The organism is Phytohabitans sp. LJ34 (assembly GCF_052068095.1).
Classification (GTDB): Bacteria; Actinomycetota; Actinomycetes; order Mycobacteriales; family Micromonosporaceae; genus Phytohabitans.
This window is the reverse complement of sequence record NZ_JBQHDG010000001.1, coordinates 645,646-654,703: the sequence shown is the minus strand read 5'-3', so window position 1 is coordinate 654,703 and position 9,058 is coordinate 645,646. Positions and strand designations below refer to the sequence as shown.

Sequence of the window (9,058 nt, the reverse complement as noted above, 5' to 3'; positions counted from 1 at the left end):
GCTCCCGCCGGAGACCGCGCGGGTCGGCGGCGAGCTGGCGCTCGCCGAGATCCCCGACCCGCGCTGCCAGGTCCGCGACGCAAGCCCACGGGGGGCCGGATCCCTTTCGGAGGGGTGCCCGCGGTCGGTGCGGCTGTCGCCGCACCGGTTGTGACACGGCGTCACCAGCCCCGGGTCAGGACCTCGCGGCCGTTACTGATGGTAACGAGGCTCCGCTGTCCGTCGTCCGCGCCGACCCGGCAACAGACATCGTGGACAAATCCTCACCCCGCAAGGGGTGACCGTGACCAGCGGCGGAGAGTGAGGCCGCGGGAGCAGCGGTCTGGACCACGACGGACATCGCGGTAGCTCAAATCTCCGTCCTAACAGGAACTCAGGGCCCGGCTCATCCCCACTCCGAAAGGTCTCCAGAGCGCCGGGCAGCAGTGTGGCGCGGTGGCCGTTGGCCACCGCGCCACAGGATGCGTTTCGCGCGTTAGCCGGTCGCGCAACTCGCGGTCGGCGTCGTGTTGTTGCCGTTCTTGTAGAGCGTGATGCCGAAGTTGTTGCCGCTGCCGTTCGGCCTCGCCGTGAGTGTGCCGCTGCTGCCGCTGACCGACGCGTTCCAGCTGTTTTGCAGGCTCTGGCTGCCGTTGGTGCGGATGGTGACGACCCAGTTGCTGGCGCCGCTGACCGAGAAGGTCGTGTTGAACCGGTCACTCCAGTCTTCCGCCCGGCTGACGCTCACCGAGCAGTTGCCACCGCCGGGGTTGCTCGTGGTGGGGTTGGTGGTGGGGTTGCCGCCCCCGCCTTCCCGGACCGTGATGTCAGAGCTGCCCTGGCTCTGGTAGCCCTCGGTGGCCATGACCTGGTAGGCCCAACTGCTGCCGAGGTTGAGGCCGGCGCGGGCCCAGGCGTCGACGTGGTTGGCGAAGGTGATGGTGCCACTGCTCCGCTTCTGCTGGCGGACGCTCCAGTACTGGTAGAACGTGGCGGTACCGTCGATCGACGGCTGGTTGACCCGCTGGCTGCGCAGGATGTCGTAGGTGCCGCCGTCAGTGGTGACGGTGCCCAGCCGCTGGGCGCCGCTGCTCGGGTTGTAGCTGCCGAAGTTCTCCACGACGTAGTACTCGATGAGCGAGTTCCGCGTCCACCCGTACAGGGCGAGGTAAGTGTTGTTGTTACCCGGGTTGTAGGTGCCCGAGTAGCTGACCGTCCGCCGGCTACCGGTGGCCCAACCCTTGCCGCCGACCCAGTTGTTGGTGCTCCTGCTCCACGAGCTGGAGTACCGGCCGTTCTCGCGCAGCACTACGCAGGCGTCGCCACTGTCTTTCCAGAACGAGAAGTAGAACCCGTTGTGCGTGCCGGTGGTGTTCGAGCAGACCTGGCGGTCGGCTTCGGCGTTCGCAGCGGTGGCCGTGAGCGTGCCGCCGACGGCCAGCACTACGGCACAGGCGGCGCCGATGAGCATCCTGGTGCGGCCGCGTCTGCGGCTCGTGGGGCGAACGGGGGCGTCGTTCATATTCGCGCTTCCTCCTGGTGGGCCGGTCGACGACCAGAGGACCAGAGTCTCCGTGGGGAAGACCCGGATCGATGGCGGCTGATGCCATCGATGGCACAGTATTGTTTCGACTCGCTGGCGTTGTCAACACTTCCCGGAACGATTCCGAAACCTTATCCCGCTAGAGCCCTGGTCGAGGCACAGGGTCTGGCCTGTACGTGGCTGCCTGTCAGAGGCTCGCCCGCTGGTCAGCCGCACCACCTCGAAGCGACCTGGCATAAGGCTCATGTTTCCGAAACTTCCAGAAGCCTTCCGGTCAGCGGCGGGCCTCGCGGACCAGAGGGAACGGGAGCGTCTCCCGGATCGAGCGGCCGGTCAGCAGCATGACCACCCGGTCCGCGCCGAGCGCCAGGCCGCCCGTGGGTGGCATCGCGTACTCCAGCGCTTGCAGGTAGTCCTCGTCCGGCTCGGCCGCGTCCGGGTCGTCGGCCGCCGCCTCCGCCAGCCGCCGCCGCTGCTCGACCGGGTCGGTGAGCTCGGAGCGGCCGGTGCCGATCTCGGTGCCGTACGCCACCAGGTCCCACCGCTCGGCCAGCCGCGCGTCGGCCGGGTGCGCCCGGGCGAGTGGCGACACCTCAGCCGGAAAGTCCACGTAGAACACCGGCCCGGTGGTGCGCGCCGCCACCAGCCGCTCGTACATCTCGCGCAGCAGCGCGCCCCGCTCCTCCCGCTCGTCGCACGGCACGCCGGCCGCCTCGGCAATCCGGCGCAGCGCGCCGACGCCGGTGTCCGCCGACACGAACTCGCCGAGCGCCGCCGAGAGCGCGTGGTAAAACGGCACTACCGGCCAGTCCCCGGTCAGGTCGTACTCGACGGGTGTGCCGTTGGCGCCCGGCCGGTAAGCGACCGTCGAGCCGTACGCGGCAAGTGCCGCCCGCTGCACCAGCGTCTGTGCCAGCGCCCGCGTCGTGCGGTGGTCGGCGTACGCCTGGTACGCCGAGAGCAGCGTGAACTCCGGGTTGTGCTTGACGTCCGCGCCCTCGTTGCGGAAGGAGCGGCCCAGCTCGAAGACCCGCTCTACCCCACCGACGGCGAGCCGCCTGAGGTAGCGCTCCGGGCCCACGCGGAGGTAGAGCCGCAGGTCGTAGGCGCCGGCGCGGGTGGTGAACGGCCGCGTCGCGTCTCCCGCCGCCACCCGCTGGAGCACCGGCGTCTCCACCTCCAGGTAGCCGCGGTCGATCAGCGTCTCGCGCAGGCTCTGTATCGCGGCGCTGCGGGCCCGGAGCACGTCACGGGCCTCGGCGCTGGTGATCAGGTCGAGGTAGCGCTGGCGCACCCGCGCCTCCGGCCCGGCGAGGCCGTGGCGCTTGTCCGGCAGCGGGCGCAGGCACTTGGCGGTGAGCTGCCAGGCCTCCGCGCGCACGGAGAGCTCGCCGCGACGGCTGGTGACCACCTCGCCGCGTACCCCCACGTGGTCACCGATGTCCACTGTGGACCGCCACGCCTCGACGTCGCCGTCGACCATCACCTGGAGGTCGCCGGTCCAGTCCCGCAACGTGGCGAAGCAGACGCCGCCGTGGTCGCGCATCAGAACGATGCGGCCGGCCACCGCGACGATCTCGCCGGTACGCGTGTCCGGCGGCAGCCCTTCGTGCCGGATCGTCACCGCGACCGTGTTGTCCGTACGCGGAAAGCCCGCCGGGTACGGGTCGGCGCCCGCCTCGATCAGGCGTTCCCGCTTGCCGAGCCGGATGCGGGCCTGCTCGCAGCGGTCCGGCTCGTCTTCCGCGACGCTCGTCTCACCGGCCGCCGTGGCTATGGCTACCGGCGCCACCGGCACCGACGCCGCCCGCCGCACCTTCGCCAGGTCACGCGAATCGGCCACGCAGGTGTACCGGGGAGTCCACTGTGGCTGGTAGCGGGCGCTCTCGGCGTACCGCCCGACGCCGAGCGACACCGAGTCGACGCGCAGCCGGGGCGCCGCCCGCATCAGCGCCGCCACGAGGAACTCGACCACGCCCGGGTCGGTCTCCGGCGCGCGGGCCGCGACGTCGAGGCTCAGCCCGTGGGCGCCCCACGGCACGAACGAGAGCAGGGCCCGCCGCGCACCGTCGCCGTCGTACGCCTCGACCAGCACGCACCGCCCGTCTCCCGGGTCACCCAACCGCCCGAGGGCGCCGGCGCCGCCCCACGAGCGGGCCAGCGCCGCGGCCGCCTTCAGCTCTTCGTCGGATACCTCCGAGAGCCGGCGAACCTGTGCCGTGTACCCGGTCCGCTCCACCCGGCTGACCGCCTGCCGCACCGGGCGCATGCGCCGGCCGTCCAATGTGAACTCTCCGCTGTGGAGGATCGCCTCGTCACCGGTGCGGGTGGCGGTGAGCCCGGCGCGGGCGTACGCCACCGCGCCCTCCTCGCTCGCGCCCGTGACGGCCGGTGTCCAGGCGTACTCGCCGGCGCGCTCCAGCCACGCGGCCACGGCCGGCGCCCATGCCTCCGGGTCGCCGATCGGGTCGCCGGTGGCTAGGCCGAGGCCGTTCACCATCCGGTAGGAGACCGCGGACTTGCCCGTGGGCGAGAACGCGGCGAGGTGGTCCCGCCGGGTCGCGAGGTAGCCGAGCGAGTCACGGTCGCCGTACCGGCGCAGGAGGTCGCGGATCCGCTCCTCGTCACCGACCGGCAGCACGGCGGCGGCCCGCTGCGCCCGGCGGTGCGTCCACAGCGCGCCCAGCAGCGCGAGCGCGCCGAGCAGGCCGAGCAGGAGGTCCACCCAGCCGGGCGCCCGCGCCGCGCGACCCGGGTCGACGACCGCGCCGCCGAGCACCTTCTCCGCCGCGTACGCCACCCGCTCGCCGGCCGCGCCCAGCTCACCCGGTGCGGCCTGGACAAGGAGGTACCCGATCGCCACGCCTGCGCCGGCGAGCACCGCGAGCACGACCGCCGCCAGACCGGGACGGCCGGGGCGCATCCGGGCGGTGAAGTCACGCCGGGCGATCAGCAGCGCGATCAGGGCGAGCGCGGCGACCCCGCCGTGCACGCCCGCGACGATGCGGTCGCCCTCTCCGATGCCCGCGTCGGCGAGGCGGTCGGTGGGCATGGCCAGCAGCACCGCGCCGACCGTGACGGCGACGGCGAAATAGGCGATCAGCACCGCGTACGCGATCCGCTTGCGCCGGGCGGTCGCGACGGCGAGCAGGGCGACGAACGTCGCGTACCCCAGGTTGGGCGGGACCGGCACGAGTGGCGCGCCGAGATCGCGGCGTACCTCGTCGGTGAAGACACCCGCGACGGCCGCGAGCGCGGCGACCACGGCGACCGCCCACAAGATGGCGGCGAAGATCGTGGGAGTGCGCGCGGCGCGTGGCCGCGGCGCGACCGGCGCCTCGGCGTGCGGTTCGGCGCGGGTCAGGATCGGCCCCAGAGTGGTGGTCACGTCGGCCCTCCTACCAGCGGTGGCGGTTGTGCCCATTATGGGAGTATTTTTCGGAAAACGACGGTGTTTCCAGCGACGGGGGATCTGGGTACATGACTGGCGTGCGGCTGACCGTGGGTGTCGAAGAGGAATTCCTGCTCCTCGACGCCGAGAAGAGCCAGGCGGCCCCGGCCGTTGACGCGGTGCTGGCCGAGGTGCCCGACGACCTGCGGGGACAGGTGACCCGGGAGTACCTCACCAGCCAGATCGAGATCAACAGCCCACCCGGGCTCGACCTGCGCGCGTTACGGCACTCGCTCGGCATGCTCCGCTCCGGCATCGCGGGCGCGGCGGGGCGGGCGGGCGCGCGGGTGGCCGCCATCGGCTGCTGCCCGGTCACCGGCCCGGAGCCGCCGGTGGTGGACGAGCCGCGCTTCCACCGGATGGTCGAGCGCTACGGCGCCCTCTCGCCCGGCCCGGGGCTCAACGGGCTGCACGTCCACATCGGAGTGCCCGACCCGGACACCGGCGTCCAGGTGCTCAACCACCTGCGTCCCTGGCTCCCCCTCCTGCACGCGGCGACCACCAACTCGCCGTTCGCCGAGGGGCGGGACAGCGGATACGCGAGCTGGCGTTCGGTGATGTGGGCGCGGTGGCCCTCGGTCGGGCCGACGCCGTTCCTGGAGTCGCACGACCACTACGAAGACCTGGTGAGCCGGCTGGTCGCGTCCGGGGCGATGCTCGACGAGGCGATGCTGTACTGGTACGCCCGCCTCTCCGCCCGCTATCCCACCGTCGAGCTCCGCCTCGGCGACGTCTGCCCCAGCCTCGACGACACGATCCTGGTGGCCGCGCTGGCCCGGGCCCTCGTCGGCACGGTGCTGGCCGACATCGAGGCCGGCCGCCCGGCACCCCGCATCGACCAGCCCCTGCTGTCGGCGGCACACTGGCGCGCCGCGCACGACGGGCTCGCCGGCCTCCTGGACGACCCGGCCGACCAGCGCAGCCGGCCGGCGTGGCACCTGTTTCAGCGTCTCTTCGACACGGTGCGCCCCGAGCTCGAGCGCAACGGCGACCTCGAGCTTGCCCTGCCCCTCATGGGGCGGCTGCGCTCCCGGGGCACCGGCGCGTCGCGGCAGCGGGCCGTGTACGCGCGCACCGGCGACATGGGGGCCGTGCTCGACCTGGTGACGATCGCCTAGGAGATGTCGAGGCGGGTCAGCACCTGGCGAAACTGCTGAAGGGAGATCCTTTCTCCCTCCGTGGGCGACAGTTCGAGGAAGTAGACCACCCCAGACGCCTCCCAGCGGAGCTCGTAGCCGATTTCCTTGATCGCGCGCGGATAGATCGTGCCGCGCGCGCCGAGGACGTCGACCGTGTCGATCGGGTCCGCGGCCGGCGTCGGCGCCTGGTCCGGCGGATACCCGTGGATCCAGACGTCCGGCCCGCCGCTCCGGGTGTACCCCACGGACCACAAACCCTCGGACCCTGGGCTGGCGCCGAAGCTCGTGGTCACCTCGGACCAGCCATCCGGCCCCTGCGGCACCACCGGCAGGTCTGCCTCGCGGTACACCGGGCGCGTGGTTTCGTCGAAGCCGTCGACGAGCGCACGGTCGCCGAGTGGCTGGTGCAAGGTGACCTCGACGGGGACCAGGGAGCCGCCCCCCTGTGAGGGGCAGCCGAGGCCATCCACGGAGACATCCCACAGCCCCAAGGTGGCCACGTCGTCCTCCATCGCGGTGCTCGCCTGGAGAAACCACCTGTCCTGGCAGGGCGGGCCGTCCGGGGGACGCGTCGCGTAAAGCGTGACCTTGGTGCCGGTCCGGTCTACTCGCGCCATCCACCAGGTGACCTTCGTACCGAGCGTCGAGCCGGGCAGGACGGGTCGCTCGCCGGCGGAGGGCGGCGCCGACTCGTCCGGCGTCGCCTGGCGCCAGAGGGCCGGCGTGATCACCAGCGCCATCGTGACCGCGGCCGCCGCGAGGGCGTTGCGGCGGGTCCGGCGCCGGCGCGCTCGCGCGCGTACCTCGCGCAGCGGCGGCCGGCGCAGCTCGTCCGGTATGCCGGGCACAGCCTCTTCGAGCAGGCGGGACACGGTGTCGTCGGTCATCGGTGCGCCTCCTCGAGTAGGTCGCGCAGCGCCGGATCGGCCCGGAGCGTGGCCAGCGCGCGTGCGGTGTAGGACTTGACGGTGCCCAGGCGGATGCCGAGCGCCTCGGCGGTCGCCGCCTCGGTCATGTCGGCGTGAAACCGCAGCATCAGCACGGCCCGCTGCTGCCGGGGCAGCGCCCGCAGCGCGGTCCGCATCGCGCTCCGCACCTCGGCGTCGGCGTGCGGGTCCAGGCCCGGGCGGTCGGGCAGCCGCTCGGTCGGCACCTCACCCCGCCACCGGCGCCGCCACCAGTTCAGGTAGGTGGTGGCCAGCATCGCCCGCAGGTATGCGTCGGGTGCGCCGGTCCGGATCCGCGGCCACCGCCCGTACGCCTTCGCGAGCACGGTTTGCAGCAGGTCTTCGGCCCGGTGCCAGTCGCCGGTCAGCAGCCATGCCGAGCGCAGCAGCCGCGGCCAGGCCGCCACCAGGTACGCCTCGAAGTCGTCCACCGTCCCTCCCACCCGGTCAACAGGGCGGCGCGGGCCGATGGTTGCCACGCCTCTCTACGGCTGGCTCTTTACGGCTGGCAGGTCGGGCACCAGTACGAGTTTCGGCCGGCGAGGCCGGACCGCTGGATCTCGGTGCCGCAGATCAGGCACGGCTGGCCGGCGCGGCGGTAGACGTACACCTCGCCGCCGTGGCGGTCGACCCGTGGGGCGCGGCCCATCGCCTCGGGCATGTGGTGACTGTGCACCGTGTCGATCCGGCCGCGGGTCACGCCCTCCTTCATCAGCTCGCGCAGGTCGGTCCAGAGGTCGCCCCACTGGGCCGGCGTGAGCCGGCGGCCGGCGCGGGTCGGCGGGATGCCGGCGCGGAAGAGCACTTCGGAGACGTACACCAGGCCCGGTCCGGCCACAGTGGACTGGTCGAGCAGCAGCGCGGCCAGCGGCATGGTGCTGCGGGAGATACGCGCGTAGGCGGCGTCCGGGTCGGCGTCGTCGCGCAGCGGGTCGGCACCGAGCCGGGCCCGCAGCGCCTCGGGGTCGTCGAGCAGCTCGCAGGCGGCGGGCCCGCGCAGGTCGATCCAGTGCCGCTCGGTCTCCAGGCGCAGCCGTACCTGTCCGACAGGTGGCGGGGTGGGCGCTTCGCCGTCGCTGAAGACCCCGTACAGCCCGAGGTGCACGTGCAGAGTGCGGCCGCCCTCGTAGTGGTGCAGCAGGTGCTTGCCGTACGCCTCGGTGTCTACCAGCACCGTGCCGGACAGCAGCGCGGCCCCGGCCGCGAAGCGCCCCTGCGGGCTGGACACGGTCACCCGCCGCCCGGCGAGCAGCGACCGGTGCCGGGCGGCGAGGCGGTGGATGGTGTGACCCTCTGGCACGACTGAAACCTTAGAGACCTTCGGGGTAGGGTCCCACCGCACCCACCCCGGCCGCGGCCGTCAGGCCCGGTCGCGCGACGAGACCCACCGCGCCCGCAACGGCATCGGGGGCGGGATCGCGCAGCGGCCAGGTTTCCCGACGCGGCAACGGATCGTGGTACGAAACCGCCCCCATAGGGGCGGATCAATACCAAGATCTGCCAGCTTCGACGCAGCCGCGCATGCCTCCGTCGGACGGGCCCGCCCAGGCCCGAAAGATGGGGCTTGCGGCGCGGGCCTGGCAGCGAAGGTCGGGGATTTCGGCTCGCCTGCGAGCCGCCGACCTTCGCGGTCTCCGGCGGGAGCAGCGGTCCGCAGCTGACGCGGACCCGGGAAAACTGTTTCGAAGACCAATCAAGATCGCGATTGGCCTCCGCTCGGGGATGGTAGTGCATGAGTTCTCGCCCATCTGGGTATGCCGATGGAGTAACCCCCGCGCGGTGGCCATACCGGAGTGCTCCGCGCCCGCTAGAGGAGGTGCGCCGCGGTGCGGATCCCATCTTTGACGCGTCGAAGTGAGGCGCAACGAGAAGAAGCAGCCCGAGCTGAGGGTCGGGCTGAAGGCCGGCCCGAGGACCGGACGCCGAGCGCGACCGACGATCGTGCCTTCGGTCGTGAGGCGGGTCGCACGGCGGTCCATGAGCGGCCGGCGACCAGGGA

The 9,058-nt window shown here is 72.5% G+C and carries 6 protein-coding genes; 1 reads left to right on the top strand and 5 read right to left on the bottom strand.

The features are described from left to right. Positions 1-475: 475 nt before the first annotated feature. Both ACTMTJ_RS03110 and ACTMTJ_RS03105 read right to left on the bottom strand, forming a co-directional pair. Positions 476-1,501, bottom strand: coding sequence for a glycoside hydrolase family 11 protein (locus ACTMTJ_RS03110; RefSeq protein WP_441214463.1), 1,026 nt, complete (start codon positions 1,499-1,501; stop codon positions 476-478). Positions 1,502-1,796: 295 nt separating this feature from the next. Continuing rightward, complete coding sequence (locus tag ACTMTJ_RS03105; RefSeq protein WP_441214462.1) at positions 1,797-4,910, bottom strand: lysine--tRNA ligase; 3,114 nt, start codon at positions 4,908-4,910, stop codon at positions 1,797-1,799. Between the two features lie 92 nt (positions 4,911-5,002). On the opposite strand from ACTMTJ_RS03105, the gene ACTMTJ_RS03100 reads away from it, so the two are divergent. Beyond that, positions 5,003-6,091: a carboxylate-amine ligase gene (locus ACTMTJ_RS03100; protein ID WP_441214461.1), complete on the top strand. Its 1,089-nt coding sequence runs from the start codon at positions 5,003-5,005 to the stop codon at positions 6,089-6,091. Here ACTMTJ_RS03100 and ACTMTJ_RS03095 read toward each other — a convergent pair. From ACTMTJ_RS03095 to ACTMTJ_RS03085, 3 genes are all read right to left on the bottom strand, one after another. Further along, on the bottom strand, positions 6,088-6,999 hold the full coding sequence (locus tag ACTMTJ_RS03095; protein WP_441214460.1) for a hypothetical protein: 912 nt from the start codon (positions 6,997-6,999) through the stop codon (positions 6,088-6,090). The genes ACTMTJ_RS03100 and ACTMTJ_RS03095 overlap by 4 nt on opposite strands. Beyond that, positions 6,996-7,490 carry a SigE family RNA polymerase sigma factor gene (locus tag ACTMTJ_RS03090; RefSeq protein ID WP_441214459.1) on the bottom strand — a complete coding sequence of 165 codons (495 nt, stop codon included), beginning with the start codon at positions 7,488-7,490 and terminating at the stop codon, positions 6,996-6,998. The genes ACTMTJ_RS03095 and ACTMTJ_RS03090 overlap by 4 nt, the downstream gene beginning before the upstream one ends. A gap of 68 nt (positions 7,491-7,558) precedes the next feature. Next, entirely contained in the window at positions 7,559-8,359 is an 801-nt protein-coding gene (locus tag ACTMTJ_RS03085; protein ID WP_441214458.1) for an Fpg/Nei family DNA glycosylase, read from the bottom strand. Positions 8,360-9,058 lie beyond the last annotated feature (699 nt).